We start from the raw sequence: 15,373 nt of genomic DNA, 5'->3' as shown, positions 1-15,373 counted from the left end.
AGGATGCGTCATGACTGAAGCCAATCGCCGAGACCTCGTCGCCGCCATGGCCTTTGGGGCGTTCGCCCTGCCGGTCGTCCCGGCGCTCGCCCGCCAGCCAGGACCTGGCGCCGCGCCCGCCGGCAAGAACACCGCGGCCCTGTCGCGCTACATCGCCACAAGCCAGAGCTTCTCGTTCCCGGAAGAGCACCGCGAGCTGGCCCGGCGCCACATCCTCGACACGCTCGCCTCGGCGGTCGCCTGCCGCGACCTGGAGCCGTCGGTCCTGGCGCGCGACTACGCCCTGGCCCAGACGGGCGACGCAAGGAAGAACGCCGTCACCATCCTGGCCAGCAAGGATAAGGCCGCCCTGGTCGACGCCGTCTTCGCCGGAGCCATGACCGCCCACGGCGCCGAGATCAACGATTTCAACCCGGCCTCCTTTGTCCAGCCGGGACCGTCGGTGGTCACCACGGCCCTGGCCCTCGCCGAGGCGCGGGGCAAGTCGGGCGAGCAGGTGCTGCGCTCGGTGATCGTCGGCTACGAGCTGGCCGGCCGCGTGCCCCGCGCCATCGGCAACAAGAACCTGCAAAAGGCCAATATCGCCAACCACGGCTTTGGTCCGGTCTTCGGCACGGCGGCGACCGCGGCCTCAATCCTTGGCATTGCCGAGGCGCGGATCGGCGACGTGCTCACCTACTGCGCCCAGCAGGCCTCCGGGTCCTGGCAATGGATGTCGGATGTCGAGCACATCGAAAAGTCCTTCGTGTTCGCCGGCATGGGCGCGCGCAACGGCCTGCAGGCGGCCTTGATGGTCGAGGCGGGCTTCACCGGCGTGCGCAACAGTTTTGACCTTTCCAACGGCTGGTTTCGCTCGCCGATCTTCAGGGGAGAGGGGAGCAATCCCGACTACCTGATCGAAAGGCTGGGCGAGCGCACCGAACTGCATGAGACCGCCTACAAGCGCTATCCGGTGGGCGGACCGACGCAGCCGGCCGTCGACGGCTTGCTGAAGCTCCTGCCCAAGATCGACCGGAGCAAGGTCGCCAGCGTGACCATCTCCATGCCAGGGCGCTGGGAGGCCTTCCGAAACGCCGAGATGCCGGCGCTCAATCTGCGCTACCTGTCCTCGATCATCCTCATCGACGGCCGCCTGGACTTCGTCTCCGCCCAGTCCCTGCAGCGCATGCATGGGGACGCGGCGGTCAGGGCGCTGATGGCGCGCGTGGAGGTCGTCCACGACCCCGCCCAGGAGCACGCCGAAGGCCAGGCACGAACCGAGTCAGCCCGCGTGGTGGTGGTCCAGGAGGATGGCCGCCGCCATGAAATCTTCGTCCCCTGGGTCGCAGGCTTCCCCTCGCATCCCATGAGCAAGGCCGACGTGGAGGCCAAGGCGCTGGAGCTGATGACGCCGCTCCTGGGGGGCGGGCGCGCCAAGGACGTCGTCGCAGCCGTGTGGGACATCTCGTCATTGCGAAATGGGGGCGAACTCGTGCGGCTCGTGGCGCGCTGAGTTGCATCGCGCCGCGAACCAGCGTCACTGAATGACCTTGAGTACACGAAGACCATCATGCGCCCAGTCGAGACGGCCCTGAACATCCTCGAAGCCCTCGGCAGGCTGCAGCCGGCCGGGGTCTCCGAACTGGCTCGTGAGCTGGACCTGCCCAAGTCCACGGTGCAGCGCGCTTTGCGCGCCCTGGCCGAAACCGGCTGGATCGAGACCGTGTCGGACGAGAAGGGGGCCTGGTCGCTCTCCCTGCGCGCCGGCCTTGCGGTCGGGCCGTCGGATTTCGCCACGCGTCATCTTCGCGCCGCCGCCATCCCGGTGATGGAGGAGCTTCGTCGCCGCACCTCGGAGTCGGTCTATCTGGCGGTGCGCGACGGCTTTCGCATGGCGCTGGTGGAGCGGCTGGACGGGATTAACCCCGTGACTCACGCCTGGCCGCTCTGGCGGCCAGGACCAATGCATCCTTCCTCCCTGGGGCGGGCGATCCTGGCGGTCATGCCCGATGAGGAGCTCGACGAGTATCTGTCGCGTCCTTTGGCCAAGGTCAGCGCGCAGACGATCACCGATCCGGACCTGCTGCGCGCTGAACTGCGGCGGTCGCGCGAAAGGGGCTTTGCCCTGGCGTATCGTTCCAACTGGCCCAACGAGAACGGGGTCGGCGCGGCGATCAGGAACAGTCGGGGCGAGCCGTTCGCGGCGATCTCGGTGTCGGCGCCGGTGGAGCGGGTCGATGAATCGGCCTGCGAGGCCATGGGCGACCTCCTGGCCGATGCGGCGCGCCGCATTAGCCTGGGCCTGCAACGGCGTTGATCGCAATGACCTTGACCGCTTCACGAGCGCCCGCCGTTGATTGCTCCATTCAGGACCTCGCGCCGCGCCTGGGCGTCAGCGCCCGCACCCTGCGTTTCTATGAGGAGCGGGGCCTCATAAAATCCACGCGCGGCCGCGGCGGCGCCCGTCACTACGACCCCCGCACCGCCGACCGCGTCGCCAGGATCGTGACGCTGCGGCGTCACGGCCTCAGCCTTGATCAGATCCAGCAGGTCGTCGACGCCGGCGGCCAGGACGGATTGATCAGCACGCTCGAGGCGATCCCGGACGACCAGGCCGCGCGGCTCGCCGAACTGGAACGGTTGATCCACCGGTTGTCATCGCAGCGGGCGGACTAGCCACGGCGGGCCGCGACCCGAAGGTCATCCCGCTAAGGTCTTATTTTTCAGGGAAGAAGTGGTGGGTGTACAAGGATTCGAACCTTGGACCCGCTGATTAAGAGTCAGCTGCTCTACCAACTGAGCTATACACCCACACCCGTCTCCGAAGCGCTTGGCCCCGGCGGCGAGGCGCGGAACATACTCGAAAAGATGGGCTTGGCAAGCGTGGTTTCAGCGATGACGAAAGATATCTCCCAGGCCGTCGATTTTCCTTATCTGGAAGGCTTCGCGGCCGGGGATTTCGTGGTCATCGACGCGGTGCTCGGCCTGTTCTGCGAGCAGGCCCAGATCTGGATCGCGCTGCTGGAGACCGACGGCGACCAGTGGATCGACGCCGTCCACACCATCAAGGGCGCCGCGCGGGGCATCGGCGCCTTCCCGCTGGGCGAGGCCTGCGAGCATGCGGAGGCTATCGGTCCCGCTGGGATCGGGGCCGTGCGCCAGGCGCTGGATGCGGCTCTGCTGGAGGTCGAGGTCTACCGCCAGAGTCTGGCGGCGAAGGCCTGATCAGCCCTCGCGCGTCTTGTCCCAGACGGTGAATTCATAGGCGATGCAGCGGTCGATCAGCTGACGCCACACTGGCTCGGCGATGGCTTCCGACAGGCCGGCCTCACGGGCGGCGGCCTTCACCTTCTCCACCACGTCCTCGATGCGGGCGCGGTCGTGGACGGCGTTGCGGTTCGGCTTGATGCGCGCGGCGGCGTCCATGTAGCGCTGGCGTTCGGCCAGCATGAGCACGAGCGCCCGGTCCAGGGCGTCGACCCCCTGACGAACGTCGATCATGGTCGTGCAGTCGGCGGGCGCGGGCCGGGGATCGGTCGCGCTGAGGATGTCTTTGGGCATGAAGTCTCTAGATGCCTGCGCCGTTGTCCAGGGTTTGGAGCGCCGCCTCGTGGGCCGCCGCCTCCGCGTTCAGCCATGCGACGAACGCCTTCACTTGCGGCAGTCGTCCCTTGGCCTTGGGATGGACGACGTAATAGGCGAAGTCGACAGCCGTGGCGATCTCGAAAGGCGTCACCAGGCGCCCTGAATCCAGATCGGCCTGGGCCAGGGTCCGTTTGGCCAGCGCGATCCCCCGGCCGTTGGCCGCCGCCTCGATGACGAGGCTGGACTGGTTGAAGCGCGGGCCGCGCTGGCCGTCCACGTTGCGGATCCCGCGCGCCGCCAGCCACATGGCCCAGTCGGGGCAGGAGGGGTCGGCGTCGGGCGAGCCGTCGTGCAGGAGGATGTGGCGCGCCAGATCCTCCGGCTTCTCCAGCGGGTTCTGCTCCAGCAGCTCGGGGCTGGCGACCGGGATCACCGTCTCATTGAGCAGGCGGATGGTCTCAAGTCCTGGGTAACGCCCGGAGCCATAGCGGATGGCCAGATCCACCTCGCCGGCGGCGAAGTCGACGACCTCCATGCCGGCCGACAGCCAAACGTCCACCTGGGGATGGGCCTCCTCGAACTTGCCAAGGCGGGGCACCAGCCACTTGGCGGCGAAGGAGGGGGCGGCGGTCAGGCTCAGGCGGCGGCCGTCCACAGCGGCGGTGAGCAGGGAGGCGGCCTCGGCCAGGCGGTCGAAGGCCTCGCGAAGGGCGGGCAGGGCGGTCTGGGCCGCGTCGGTCAGCAGCAGGCCCTTGGGCGTGCGCTTGAACAGCGCCGCGCCGACATACTCCTCCAGGTTCTGGATCTGCTGGGACACGGCGCCGGGCGTCACCGACAGTTCGTCGGCGGCGCGGCTGAAGTTCAGATGGCGGGCGGCCGCCTCGAACGCGCGGAGCGCGTTCAGGGGCGGAAGACGCCGCCGTTCGGTGCTCTTTTCCATGAGTTTTACTGAACGCCCCGGCAGAAGACCTCGTTTGCGATCTGGACCCTCCCGAACCAATTTGCAACCACCCGCAGGCGTATCGGCCCTTTTCGTCCGCGGGGGCTGCGGGGCGGATCTTCGGGTCTGCCCCGCAGGCGATTCAAGGGTTCAGCTTTTAGAGGACCTGCAAGGCCCATGTCCCTCAAGGGCGCTTCCTCCGCCAAACCCGCCCGTCTCGTCGCCCTGCGCGGCGGGGCTTCGAACGCGCGCGTGGAAGGCAGCGTAGTGCTGGTCGGCGCGGGTCCCGGCGATCCGGACCTGCTGACCATCAAGGCCCTGAAGGCGCTGCAGGCCGCGGACGTGATCGTCCATGACGGCCTCGTCTCCGCTGAAATCCTCGATCTGGCGCCAGCCAAGGCGCGCCGCATTGATGTCGCCAAGCGCAAGTCGCGCCACACCTTGCCGCAGGATGACATCAACGGCCTGCTGGTGGCGCTGGCCCAGGACGGCCTGTCTGTGGTGCGCCTGAAGGGTGGCGATCCCTTCATCTTCGGCCGCGGCGGCGAGGAGCTCGAGGCCTGCCGCGCCGCGGGCGTCGACTGCACGGTCATTCCTGGCGTCACCGCGGCTTTGGCCGCCGGCGCCTCCTCCGGCGCGCCCCTGACGCATCGCGGCGCGGCGCAGGCGGTGACCTTCGTCACCGGTCACGCCGCACACGGTGAGCCCGATCTGGATTGGCCGGCTCTGGCGCGGCCCAACCACACGGTGGTGATCTATATGGGTCTGTCGACGGCGGGCCTGATTGCTGGCCGCTTGATGGACGCCGGTCGTGCGTCGGCGACGCCGGCCCTGGTAGTCGTCAACGCCAGCCGCGCTGACGAGCAGCGCATCACAACCACCCTGTCCGACTTGGCCGAGGTCGCAGCCGGCCTGTCGGGCCCGGCGCTGCTGATGGTCGGCGAGGCCATGGCGCTGGCCCAGGCGGGCGGCGCCGATCTGGCCTTGGACATCCTGACCAACCGGAGCGCCCTGGCATGAAGGTCGTCACCGCCAACCGCCTGATCGACGGCGAGGTCGTGTTCTGGAAGGCCGGCCAGTGGGTCGAGCGCTTCGCCGACGCCGAACTCTTCACCGAGGCTGAACCCGGCGAGGCCGCCGTGGCCGTGGGCAAGGGCCAGCCCAAGGTGATCGTCGAACCCTATCTGATCGACGTGGTCGAAAGCGGCTCGGGTCTCGCGCCCGTCAGCTATCGCGAGCGCATCCGGGCGCTAGGCCCCACCAACGAACCCACCCACGGCAAGCAGGCCGAGGGCGGCGCGGCCATCGAGGCCCTGCAACACGCCTCCGGCGCGGCGCGGTCCTCGGGCCGTCTTGATCTGATCCGCAGAAAGTAAGGGGAGGGAGCCGATGTATCTTTACGACGCCCTCGACAAGGAATTCCTGGCCGACCGTTCCGCCGAGTTTCGCGGGCAGGTGGCCCGTCGTCTCGCCGGCGAGCTGAGCGAGGACCAATTCAAGCCGCTGCGGCTGATGAACGGCCTCTATCTGCAGCTTCACGCCTACATGCTGCGCGTGGCGATCCCCTATGGCTCGCTGAACGCCGTCCAGGCCCGCCGTTTGGCCGAGATCGCGCGGCGCTACGACAAGGGCTACGGCCACTTCACCACCCGCCAGAACATTCAGTTCAACTGGATCAAGCTGGCCGACGCGCCGGATATCCTGGACCAGCTGGCCGAGGTGGACCTGCACGCCATCCAGACCAGCGGCAACTGCATCCGCAACGTCACCGCCGACCCCTATGCCGGGGCGACCGCCGAGGAGGTGGACGATCCGCGCGTGTGGTCCGAGGTGATCCGCCAGTGGTCGACCCTGCACCCGGAATTCTCGTTCCTGCCGCGCAAGTTCAAGATCGCCATCACCGCCGCGCCCAAGGACCGCACGGCGGCGCGGGTTCACGACATCGGCCTGGTGGCGCGGCGCGATCGCGACGGGACGCTGGGCTTCGAGGTGATTGTCGGCGGCGGCCAGGGGCGCACGCCCTATGTGGGCCCGACCATCAAGGAGCACCTGCCGGCTGGACGCCTGCTGAGCTATCTGGAGGCGGTCCTTCGCGTCTACAACCGCCACGGCCGGCGCGACAACATCTACAAGGCGCGGATCAAGATCCTCGTCGCCGCCCTGGGGGCCGAGGAGTTCGGCCGCCAGGTGGAGGAGGAGTGGGCCAAGATCGACGGGGCCCGCGCCGACCTGCCTGACACCGAGCTTGCCCGCATCCGCGGCGCCTTCGCCACGACCCCGTTCGAGACCCTGCCGGCGACGTCGGCGATCTTCGAGGCCAACAAGGCCGCCGATCCCGCCTTCGCCCGCTTCGCGCGCAACAACGTCAAGCCGCACAAGAAGAGCGGCTACGCCGTCGTCGTGGTGTCGCTGAAGGCCGTCGGCCAGACGCCGGGCGACGCCACGGCGGATCAGCTGGAGGTGGTCGCCGATCTGGCCGAACGCTACAGCCTGAACGACCTGCGCGTGACCCACGCTCAGAACCTGGTGCTGCCGCACGTGAAGCTGGACGACCTGCCGGTGGTCCACGCGGCGCTGCAAAAGGCGGGTCTGGCCACGGCCAATATCGACCTGGCGTCCGACATCATCGCCTGCCCGGGTCTAGACTACTGCGCCCTGGCCAACGCCCGGGCGATCCCGGTGGCGCAGCACATCGCGGCCAAGTTCGCCGACGCCGACTACGCCGAGAAGGTGGGCGAGCTGAAGATCAAGATCAGCGGCTGCATCAACGCCTGCGGCCACCACCACGTCGCCCACATCGGCGTGCTGGGCGTCGATAAGAAGGGCGAGGAGTTCTACCAGCTCTCGCTCGGCGGCTCCGGCGCGGAGGATGCCTCCATCGCCCAGATCCTTGGCCCGGCGCTTCCCGCCGACAAGGTGGCCGAGGCGGTGGACACCCTAGTCGACAAGTACCTGTCGGTGCGGGAGGGTGAGGAGCGCTTCCTCGACACCTTCCGCCGCGTGGGCATGGCCCCGTTCAAGGAGGCCGTCTATGCCGACGCTCATTAAGCTGACGGGCGGCGCCTTCGCCGACCTCGACAACGAGTTCGTCCATGTGGCGGACGAGGACGACGCGCCCAACGTGGACGCGGTGATCCTGTCCTTCACCCGCTTCCAGGCCGAGGGCGAGGCCCTGCTGGCCGCCGGCCGTAAGGTCGGCGTGCGGCTGGAGAGCGATCAGGCGGTCGAGGACCTGGCCTATGACCTGCCGCGCCTTTCGGTGGTGGCCTTGGCGTTCCCCAAGTTCCGCGACGGCCGCGCCTTCACCAGCGCGCGGCTGCTGCGCGAGCGCCTGGGGTTCACAGGCGAGGTGCGCGCCGTAGGCGATGTGTTCCGCGAGCAGGCCGGGTTCATGGTCCGCTGCGGGTTTGACGCCTTCGAGCCTTCCGATGGGTCGACGGCGCAGGAGTGGGGAACGGCCGCCGGGCGGTTCCGGCATGTCTACCAGCGCGCCGCCGACGACCGTGCGCCAGCGTTCGAGGAAAGGGCCTGAGGCATGGCCTTTGACCGCGAGCATCCCCATTCCTTCGCGGCGCGACTGAACGCCGACCTGCGCGACGCTCACCCCGGCCGGGTGCTGGAGGCGGCGTGGGCGGTCTATGGCGACAAGCTGGCGCTGGTCTCCTCCTTCGGGGCGGAGTCGGCGGTGCTGCTGCACTTGGCCTCGAAGGTCACCAAGAAGATTCCGGTGCTCTTCCTGGACACCGGCATGCTGTTTGGCCAGACCCTGGACTACCGCAAGCAGCTGGCCGAGCAGCTTGGCCTGACGGATGTGCGCGACCTGCGTCCCAAGTTCGCCGATCTGGCCCTTAAGGACCCCAGGTCCGACCTTTGGAAGACCGACACCGACGCCTGCTGCGACATCCGCAAGGTGCGCCCACTCGACGAGGCGCTTGGCGGTTTCGAGGCCTGGATCACCGGCCGCAAGCGCTTCCATGGCGGCGACCGCCTGAACCTTCCGGTGGTGGAGGAGGCGGGCGCCCAGGTGAAGTTCAACCCGCTGGCCAACTGGTCGAAGCAAGAGCTCGACGCCTACGTCGCCAAGCACGACCTGCCGGCCCACCCGCTGGTGGCCAACGGCTTTCCGTCCATCGGCTGCTGGCCCTGCACCAAGCCTGTCGAGGCCGGCGGCGACGTCCGCGCCGGCCGCTGGCAGGGACAGGAGAAGACCGAGTGCGGCATCCACGTGGCCCGCGCGCCGGGACGTGAAGCGAGCATGGGCGAGGGGATTTAGGCGTTCAGCTTCAGCGCTTGATCAGGTCGCTGTCGAAATAGATCACGCCGCCGCCGTCGAGCTTGCGCACCTCCATATGGATCACGCCGGGTTTGACCTTGGTGATCTTGGCGCGGGCGAACGACTTGGGGCCGGTGGCGAAGGTGTTCGGGCCGGCGGCCGAGAGGACGAGGTAGCGGTTTTTCTTGTCGCCCACGTGGTCGGGAAGCGAGACCTCGAGGACGCCCGGCAGCTCCTTGATCCGCCAGTCCGCGCCGGCGCCCGACGGGCCGTCCTTTTGCGTCCAGACGCCGGCATACTCCGATAGCGGGCCTGCGAGCGCCACGGCCGGAGCGGCCAAAAGGGCGGCGATGATGGCGGCTTTGTGCATTTGCATCTCCCAAGAGCCACAACCTGCCATTGCGGGGGCCGCTCTTGGATTAAATCCAGTTCATGCCGCAAGCGCGCAAGGCGAAGCCTCCAGCGCCGCGAACGACGCTGGAGGTTGACCTCATCAGGCCGCCTTGTATCCCCGCTTCAGGTCGAAGCGGTCGGCATTCATGACTTTCGTCCAGGCCGCCACGAAGTCGCGGACGAACTTCTCACCGGCGTCCGCCGAGGCATAGACCTCGGACAGGGCGCGCAGGAGTGAGTTGGAGCCGAACACGAGATCCGTGCGCGTCGCCGTCCAGCGCTCGTCGCCGCTGGCGCGGTCGGAGCCCACGAACACCTCGTCCCCACGGTCATCGACCTCTTTCCAGGCCGTGTTCATGTCCAGCAGGTTGACGAAGAAGTCGTTTGTGAGCTGACCCGGGCGGTCGGTGAGGACCCCGTGTCTGGAGCCGCCATGATTGGCGCCCAGCACCCGAAGGCCGCCCACCAGCACCGTCATCTCCGGGGCGGTCAGGCCCAGAAGCTGCGAGCGGTCGACCAGGAGCTCCTCGGTCGGGACGTTGAACGGAACCTGCAGGTAGTTGCGGAAGCCGTCGACCCGGGGCTCCAGGACCGCGAAGCTGTCCACGTCGGTCTGCTCCTGGGTCGCGTCGGCGCGGCCGGGCGAGAAGGGGACCTCTATGGCGTGGCCGGCGGCCTTGGCCGCCTGCTCCACGCCCAGCGAGCCGCCCAGGACGATCAGGTCGGCGATGGACACCGTTCCGGAGAAGCCGGCCTTGATGTCCTCATAGACCTTCAGGACCTTGGCGAGCTTCTTGGGCTCGTTGACGTCCCAGTCCTTTTGCGGGGCCAGGCGGATGCGCGCGCCATTGGCGCCGCCGCGATGGTCCGAGCCGCGATAGGTGGCGGCCGACGCCCAGGCGGTGGAGACCAGCTCGGCGACCGAGAGGCCAGAGGCGGCGATCTTGTCCTTCAGCGCCTTGATGTCGGCGTCGCCGATCACTGGGCCCGACACCGGCGGGATCACGTCCTGCCAGATCAGGTCTTCGGCCGGAACCTCTGGGCCGAGGTAGCGGATCTTCGGCCCCATGTCGCGGTGGGTCAGCTTGAACCAGGCGCGGGCGAAGGCGTCGGCGAAATAGGCCGGATCATCCCGGAACTTCTCGGAGATCTTGCGGAAGCCCGGGTCGATCTTCAGCGCCATGTCGGCGGTCGTCATCATGGTCGGAAGGCGGCGGTCGGGGCTGTGGGCGCCCGGGGCCATGTCTTCCGGCTTCTGGTTGATCGGCTGCCACTGCTTGGCGCCTGCCGGGGAGCGGACGAGCTCGTACTCATAGTCGAGCAGCATGTGGAAGAAGGTGTTGTCCCACTTGGTCGGCGTCGGCGTCCATGCGCCCTCGATGCCCGAGGTGATGGTGTGGTCACCCATGCCGCTCTCGTGGCCCGACTGCCAGCCAAGGCCCTGCTGGGCGATGTCGGCGCCTTCCGGGCTGACCCCGACCTTTGAGGCGTCGCCGGCGCCGTGGGCCTTGCCGAAGGTGTGGCCGCCGGCGGTCAGGGCCACGGTCTCCTCGTCGGTCATCCCCATCCGGCCGAAGGTCTCGCGGATGTCGCGGGCCGATTTGAGCGCGTCAGGAACGCCGCCGGGGCCTTCGGGATTGACGTAGATGAGGCCCATCTGGATGGCGGCGAGCGGGCTCTCCAGGGCCTTGCCTTCCTCCTCGATGATGCGGGTCTTGTTGTCGGGGTGGCCGACCCACTGTTCCTCCGTGCCCCAATAGACGTCCTGCTCGGGCTGCCACACGTCGGCGCGGCCGCCGCCGAAGCCGAACACCGGCCCGCCCATGGACTCGATGGCCACGTTGCCGGCGAGGATCATCAGGTCGGCCCAGCTGAGTTTCGCGCCGTACTTCTGCTTGATCGGCCACAAGAGGCGGCGGGCCTTGTCCAGGTTGCCGTTGTCCGGCCACGAGTTCAGCGGCGCGAAGCGCTGCTGGCCGGAGCCCCCGCCGCCCCGTCCGTCGCCGGTGCGGTAGGTGCCGGCGCTGTGCCAGGCCATGCGGATGAAGAAGGGGCCGTAGTGGCCATAGTCCGCCGGCCACCAGGGCTGGCTGTCGGTCATCAGCGCGTGCAGGTCGCGCTTGACCGCCTGGTAGTCCAGGGACTTGAAGGCTTCGGGATAGTTGAAGTCCTCGCCCATGGGATCGCCGGGCTTGAGGATCTCCAGCGACAGCTGGTTGGGCCACCAGTCGCGGTTGGTGCGGCCGAGCAGCTTGCGCAGCGCGGCGGGTTCTTTTCTCGGGTCGCTGAGCGGGCTGCCCAGGTTCGATGCGTCATCCATGCGTAACCTCCCTTTGTCTCAACTCCCCCGTCCATGACCGTAGGCCCGCGCCATGAGCGTCGGCAAAATGAAAAACCCTATGGCGAAGCATGAGCGGCTCTATGGAGGCCCGTTTTGGGTACGGCGGGGCCTTTCAAGCGCAGCCTTGGGTAGAGTCGGGCCCCCGAATCTGAGCACTTTCCTGGCCTGGTCCGGCGCAATCTGAACAAGGGAGGGGAAAATGGTCTCGCCGATCATCAAGTATTCCCTCGACCAGTTCCGCATGCTTTCGGTCACCGAGGCCCAGAGCCTGACCGCCGCGGACATGAAGCTGCTGTCGGCCTCGCAGCTGGGGGCCATGAGCGCCACGGCGATCGGGGAGCTTTCCCAGGCCCAGGTCGATGCTCTGTCCGCCGCCCAGATCAAGGGTCTGAAGGCGGCCCAGATTCCGCTGATGGACGATGCGGTGTCGTTCTCGGCCGCCCAGCTGAAGGTGTTCGCCGCCGATCAGATGCGGGGCTTCTCCACGACCCAGATCGCCGGTTTCGACGCGGTCGAGCTTGGAGCGCTGTCGGGTCAGCAGCTGTCAGGCCTCACCGACACCGCGCTCAACGCCCTGGTGGCGACCCAGCTCGACGCCATCAGCGCCCGGCAACTGGCCGGACTGACCGCCCAGGCTCTGTCCCAGCTCGACGCCACCCGTGTCGGCTTCCTGGACGCCAGCCAGATCCGCGGCCTCAGCGTGGCCCAGCTGCGTGGCCTCAGCGCCGCCGATTTCGCCGAGTTCAGCACGACCCAGGTGTCGTCCATGACCGGCGCCCAGCTTGGCGCCCTGTCGGCGACCAACCTGCAGAGCCTGTCGGTCACCCAGATGCGCGGCCTGGACGCGACCCAGGTCAAGGGGCTGACCTCGTCCCAGCTGAAGGCCCTGGGAGCGGCCGACTTCGCCGAGTTCGGCCAGATCCAGATCGCCGCCCTCAGCACGGCGCAGGTCGGCGCGCTCAGCAGCGCCCAGCTGGCCGCCCTCGACCAGACGCAGGTGCGGGCCTTGGCTGGAACCCAGATGCGCGGCCTTGCGCCGGCGCAGCTGAAGGCCCTGACAACGGCTGAAATCCTGCGCTTTGGCCCCGAACAGATCGGCGGCCTCCTGGCGAGCCAGCTGGCGGTGCTCGGCGCCGGCGCCCTTGGGGCCATGGACGCCACCCAGATCAGGTCGCTGCCGGCCAGCCAGATGCAGGGGCTGACCCCGGCCGCCTTCGCCGGATTGAACCAGACGCAGGTCGGCCTGCTGAGCGTGTCCCAGATCCGGGGCATGTCGGCCAACCAGGTGCGGGCGCTCGACGCGGGGGCCTTCGCGCAGCTCAGCGCCACCCAGATCTCCGCCCTGACCGGCGGGCAGATCGGAGCGCTGTCGACCACCAACTTCCTCGGTCTCGACGCCACCCAGGTGCGCTCCCTGGACGCCAGCCAGGTGCGCGGCATCGCCGCCAGCCAGCTCGCCGCCATGGACCTGGGCGACGTGGCGGAGTTCGGGACCACCCAGATCAGCGCCATGAGCGGCACGCAGGTGGGGGCGCTCAGCGCGGCGCATCTTTCGGCGCTGGACCGCACGCAGGTCCAGGCGCTGGGCGCGTCGCAAATGCGCGGGGTCACCGTCGCCCAGATGGCCGGGCTCAGCCTGACGGATCTGGACGAGTTCGAGACGACGCAGATACAGGCCATGTCGATCGGCCAGCTGGCGGCGCTCGGCGCCACGGCGGCCGGGGCGCTCGACCAGACCTGGATCGGCGCGCTTTCGGCCCGGCAGATGACGGGGTTGTCGACCACGCTTCTCGATCAGTTCAGCGCCACCCAGTTTGGCCAGTTGAGCATCGACCAGATCAAGGGACTCAGCGCCGCGCAGATACGGTCGCTGGACGTGACCGCCTTCAGCGCCCTTGGCGATGCGCAGATCGCCGCCTTCTCGACGCTTCAGTTCGGGGCGATTTCGGCGACCAATCTCAATACCCTCGACGCCGCCCAGATGCAGGCGCTGGACCCGGCCAAGCTGAAGGCGCTGAGCGCCGGGCAACTGGCCGGACTTTCGGCGACGCGGATCGGCGACCTTGATCCGGCCCAAGTCGCCGCCCTGGCCCCGTCCCAGATCAAGAGCCTCTCGGCGACCGCCTTCGCGGGCCTCGACGCCGGCCAGGTCGCCGTGCTCAGCGCCGCTCAACTGAAGGCGCTGGCGGCCACGCAGCTGTCGGCCCTGGACGCCACGGGAGTCGCCCGGTTCAGCGGCGCCCAGCTGAAGGTGCTGAGCGGAGGGCAGCTGAGCGGGCTGTCGTCGCTGGCCCTGCTTGGCGAGGCCGCGCTTGACGGTCTGAGCGCGGCGCAACTGGCCGGACTGAAGCCGGCCCAGTTCACCTCGCTCACGGCGACCCAGGTAGCCTCCCTGGAGGCCAGCCAGATACGCGGCCTGACCGCCCAGCAGATCAGGGCGCTCAGCGCCGGAGATCTGGCCGAGTTCGCATCGACACAGCTCGCCGCGCTCAACAGCATCCAGCTTGCGGCCCTGAGCGCCGGTCAGCTTTCGGGGCTGGCGGACACCCAGCTGCAGTCCCTCAGCGCGACCCAGATGCGCTCCTTGACCGTCGCCCAGCTGAAGGAGTTGAGCGCTGCCGATTTCGCGCGTTTCGGAGCCGAGCAGCTGAGCGGTCTGACGACGCTTCAGATGGCGGCGTTGCCCGGCGACCGTTTCGTCGGTCTCGATCAGACCAGGATCGCCGGCCTGAAGCCCAGCCAACTGGCGGGCATGGCCGCCCAGGCCTTCGCGCAGCTGACCAGCACCCAGGTGGGCCAGCTCACCACGACCCAGACCCGCGGGCTCACGGTGGCCCAGCTGCGGGCGCTCGGGGCGGGCGATTTCGCCGAATTCACCCCGGCCCAGATCGCCGCCTTCAGCGGCTCTCAACTGGGCGCCCTGTCGACCACCAATTTCGCCGGCCTCAGCGCCACGCAGATCGGCGGCCTTGACGCGACCCAGGTGCGGGGGCTCGGCGCCAGCCAGCTGGGACGACTGGCGCCGGACCGCCTGGCCGCGCTCGCCGAGACCCAGATCCGCGCGCTCAGCCAAAGCCAGCTGCGCGGACTGGCCGAAGGCGCGCTTGGCTTGTTGGCCGCCACCCAGATCGCCTTCCTCGAGCCCACCCAGATCCAGGGCCTGAGCGCCACCCAGATGCGCGCCATGTCGATCACCGACCTGGGACGCTTCTCGACCACCCAGGTGTCGGCCCTGACGCGATTCCAGGTCGCGTCGCTGGCGGCGGATCTTCTCGACGCCCTGACGACCACTCAGATGTCGCTCTTCGCGCCGACCCAGATCGCGAGCTTCTCGGCCGCCCAGCTTGACCGTCTGTCCGCCGCCCACATCGCGGCCCTGACCGACGAGCAGGTCGCAGGCATGACCGCCGCGCAAATCCAGTCCCTGAACGACGCCCAGCGTCAGGCGCTGGTGGAGTAGCTTCGAGCGCGCGGCGAGCGTCCGGGTTTGGATGACGCCGGCGCGGCCGCGTTTTCTACAGACGGCTGCGGTCGTGCTGCACCGTTGATCGCGGGATGCGGGTGGCTCCGCGACGCGTGGAGCGGGTGCTCGCGGCGGAGGTTTCCTCAGCGGCGCGGGCGGAGTCCGCGGCCTGGTTGGTCCCGGCGGCCGCCAGCGCGGTGTTTTTCTTCTTCGGCGGCGGAAGATCGAAGCGCGGCCTCGGCGTCGGCCACGAATAGGGCGCGTATTGCGGGGGCTGGTTCAATCGGGTCTGCGCCACGGCGGCGGGCGCGATCAGGGACAGGCTGGCGGCGCACAGGATCAGCAGGCGCATGGGAGCTCCGACGGGTTGAACGCCCATCGAGTTTGTCCGAAAGCTTC

The 15,373-nt window shown here is 68.6% G+C and carries 15 protein-coding genes and 1 tRNA gene; 10 read left to right on the top strand and 6 right to left on the bottom strand.

Features of this window, described 5'->3' with window-relative positions:
• Nucleotides 1–10: 10 nt before the first annotated feature.
• Genes P7B02_RS13505 through P7B02_RS13495 form a run of 3 tightly spaced genes read left to right on the top strand, consistent with a single transcriptional unit; the run spans nt 11 to nt 2,655 of the window.
• Nucleotides 11–1,492, top strand: coding sequence for an MmgE/PrpD family protein (locus P7B02_RS13505; protein ID WP_277786872.1), 1,482 nt, complete (start codon nt 11–13; stop codon nt 1,490–1,492).
• 57 nt (nt 1,493–1,549) lie between these two features.
• Complete coding sequence (locus P7B02_RS13500) at nt 1,550–2,296, top strand: IclR family transcriptional regulator (RefSeq protein WP_277786871.1); 747 nt, start codon at nt 1,550–1,552, stop codon at nt 2,294–2,296.
• Nucleotides 2,297–2,301: 5 nt separating this feature from the next.
• Nucleotides 2,302–2,655, top strand: a complete 354-nt coding sequence (locus P7B02_RS13495) for a MerR family transcriptional regulator (RefSeq protein WP_277786870.1) — start codon at nt 2,302–2,304, stop codon at nt 2,653–2,655.
• Between the two features lie 59 nt (nt 2,656–2,714).
• Here P7B02_RS13495 and P7B02_RS13490 read toward each other — a convergent pair.
• Nucleotides 2,715–2,790: transfer RNA gene (locus tag P7B02_RS13490), tRNA-Lys, on the bottom strand.
• Nucleotides 2,791–2,874: 84 nt separating this feature from the next.
• Here P7B02_RS13490 and P7B02_RS13485 point away from each other — a divergent pair.
• The gene (locus P7B02_RS13485) at nt 2,875–3,204 is read left to right on the top strand and encodes an Hpt domain-containing protein (protein WP_277786869.1); all 330 of its coding nucleotides are present in this window, start codon (nt 2,875–2,877) and stop codon (nt 3,202–3,204) included.
• Here the strand turns inward: P7B02_RS13485 and P7B02_RS13480 are convergent, their stop codons facing one another.
• Together P7B02_RS13480 and gcvA are read right to left on the bottom strand one after the other, a co-directional pair.
• Nucleotides 3,205–3,540 carry a chorismate mutase gene (locus P7B02_RS13480; protein WP_277786868.1) on the bottom strand — a complete coding sequence of 112 codons (336 nt, stop codon included), beginning with the start codon at nt 3,538–3,540 and terminating at the stop codon, nt 3,205–3,207. It lies immediately after the preceding gene.
• A gap of 7 nt (nt 3,541–3,547) precedes the next feature.
• Nucleotides 3,548–4,504, bottom strand: a complete 957-nt coding sequence (gene gcvA, locus P7B02_RS13475; RefSeq protein WP_277786867.1) for a transcriptional regulator GcvA — start codon at nt 4,502–4,504, stop codon at nt 3,548–3,550.
• A 177-nt stretch (nt 4,505–4,681) separates the two neighbouring features.
• On the opposite strand from gcvA, the gene cobA reads away from it, so the two are divergent.
• The 5 genes from cobA to P7B02_RS13450 are packed head-to-tail and all read left to right on the top strand — an operon-like array spanning nt 4,682 to nt 8,777.
• Nucleotides 4,682–5,524, top strand: a complete 843-nt coding sequence (gene cobA / locus P7B02_RS13470) for a uroporphyrinogen-III C-methyltransferase (RefSeq protein WP_347276654.1) — start codon at nt 4,682–4,684, stop codon at nt 5,522–5,524.
• The gene (locus tag P7B02_RS13465; protein WP_277786866.1) at nt 5,521–5,880 is read left to right on the top strand and encodes a DUF2849 domain-containing protein; all 360 of its coding nucleotides are present in this window, start codon (nt 5,521–5,523) and stop codon (nt 5,878–5,880) included. The genes cobA and P7B02_RS13465 overlap by 4 nt, the downstream gene beginning before the upstream one ends.
• Before the next feature lie 13 nt (nt 5,881–5,893).
• On the top strand, nt 5,894–7,552 hold the full coding sequence (locus P7B02_RS13460) for a nitrite/sulfite reductase (protein WP_277786865.1): 1,659 nt from the start codon (nt 5,894–5,896) through the stop codon (nt 7,550–7,552).
• Complete coding sequence (locus P7B02_RS13455; protein ID WP_277786864.1) at nt 7,536–8,036, top strand: DUF934 domain-containing protein; 501 nt, start codon at nt 7,536–7,538, stop codon at nt 8,034–8,036. Before P7B02_RS13460 ends, P7B02_RS13455 begins: the two co-directional genes overlap by 17 nt.
• Before the next feature lie 3 nt (nt 8,037–8,039).
• Nucleotides 8,040–8,777, top strand: coding sequence for a phosphoadenylyl-sulfate reductase (locus tag P7B02_RS13450; RefSeq protein WP_277786863.1), 738 nt, complete (start codon nt 8,040–8,042; stop codon nt 8,775–8,777).
• A 10-nt stretch (nt 8,778–8,787) separates the two neighbouring features.
• On the opposite strand, the gene P7B02_RS13445 is transcribed toward P7B02_RS13450, so the two are convergent.
• Both P7B02_RS13445 and katG read right to left on the bottom strand, forming a co-directional pair.
• Entirely contained in the window at nt 8,788–9,147 is a 360-nt protein-coding gene (locus P7B02_RS13445; protein WP_277786862.1) for a hypothetical protein, read from the bottom strand.
• Between the two features lie 123 nt (nt 9,148–9,270).
• Nucleotides 9,271–11,490, bottom strand: a complete 2,220-nt coding sequence (gene katG, locus P7B02_RS13440) for a catalase/peroxidase HPI (RefSeq protein ID WP_277786861.1) — start codon at nt 11,488–11,490, stop codon at nt 9,271–9,273.
• 220 nt (nt 11,491–11,710) lie between these two features.
• Here katG and P7B02_RS13435 point away from each other — a divergent pair, with 220 nt between their 5' ends.
• Nucleotides 11,711–14,971 carry a hypothetical protein gene (locus P7B02_RS13435; protein WP_277786860.1) on the top strand — a complete coding sequence of 1,087 codons (3,261 nt, stop codon included), beginning with the start codon at nt 11,711–11,713 and terminating at the stop codon, nt 14,969–14,971.
• A 55-nt stretch (nt 14,972–15,026) separates the two neighbouring features.
• On the opposite strand, the gene P7B02_RS13430 is transcribed toward P7B02_RS13435, so the two are convergent.
• Nucleotides 15,027–15,326: a hypothetical protein gene (locus P7B02_RS13430; RefSeq protein WP_277786859.1), complete on the bottom strand. Its 300-nt coding sequence runs from the start codon at nt 15,324–15,326 to the stop codon at nt 15,027–15,029.
• Nucleotides 15,327–15,373: the final 47 nt, after the last annotated feature.

This window comes from Caulobacter segnis (assembly GCF_029543125.1).
Taxonomy (GTDB): domain Bacteria; phylum Pseudomonadota; class Alphaproteobacteria; order Caulobacterales; family Caulobacteraceae; genus Caulobacter; species Caulobacter segnis_D.
The sequence above is the reverse complement of the archived record's forward strand: the minus strand, read 5'-3'. Positions and strand labels throughout refer to the sequence as shown.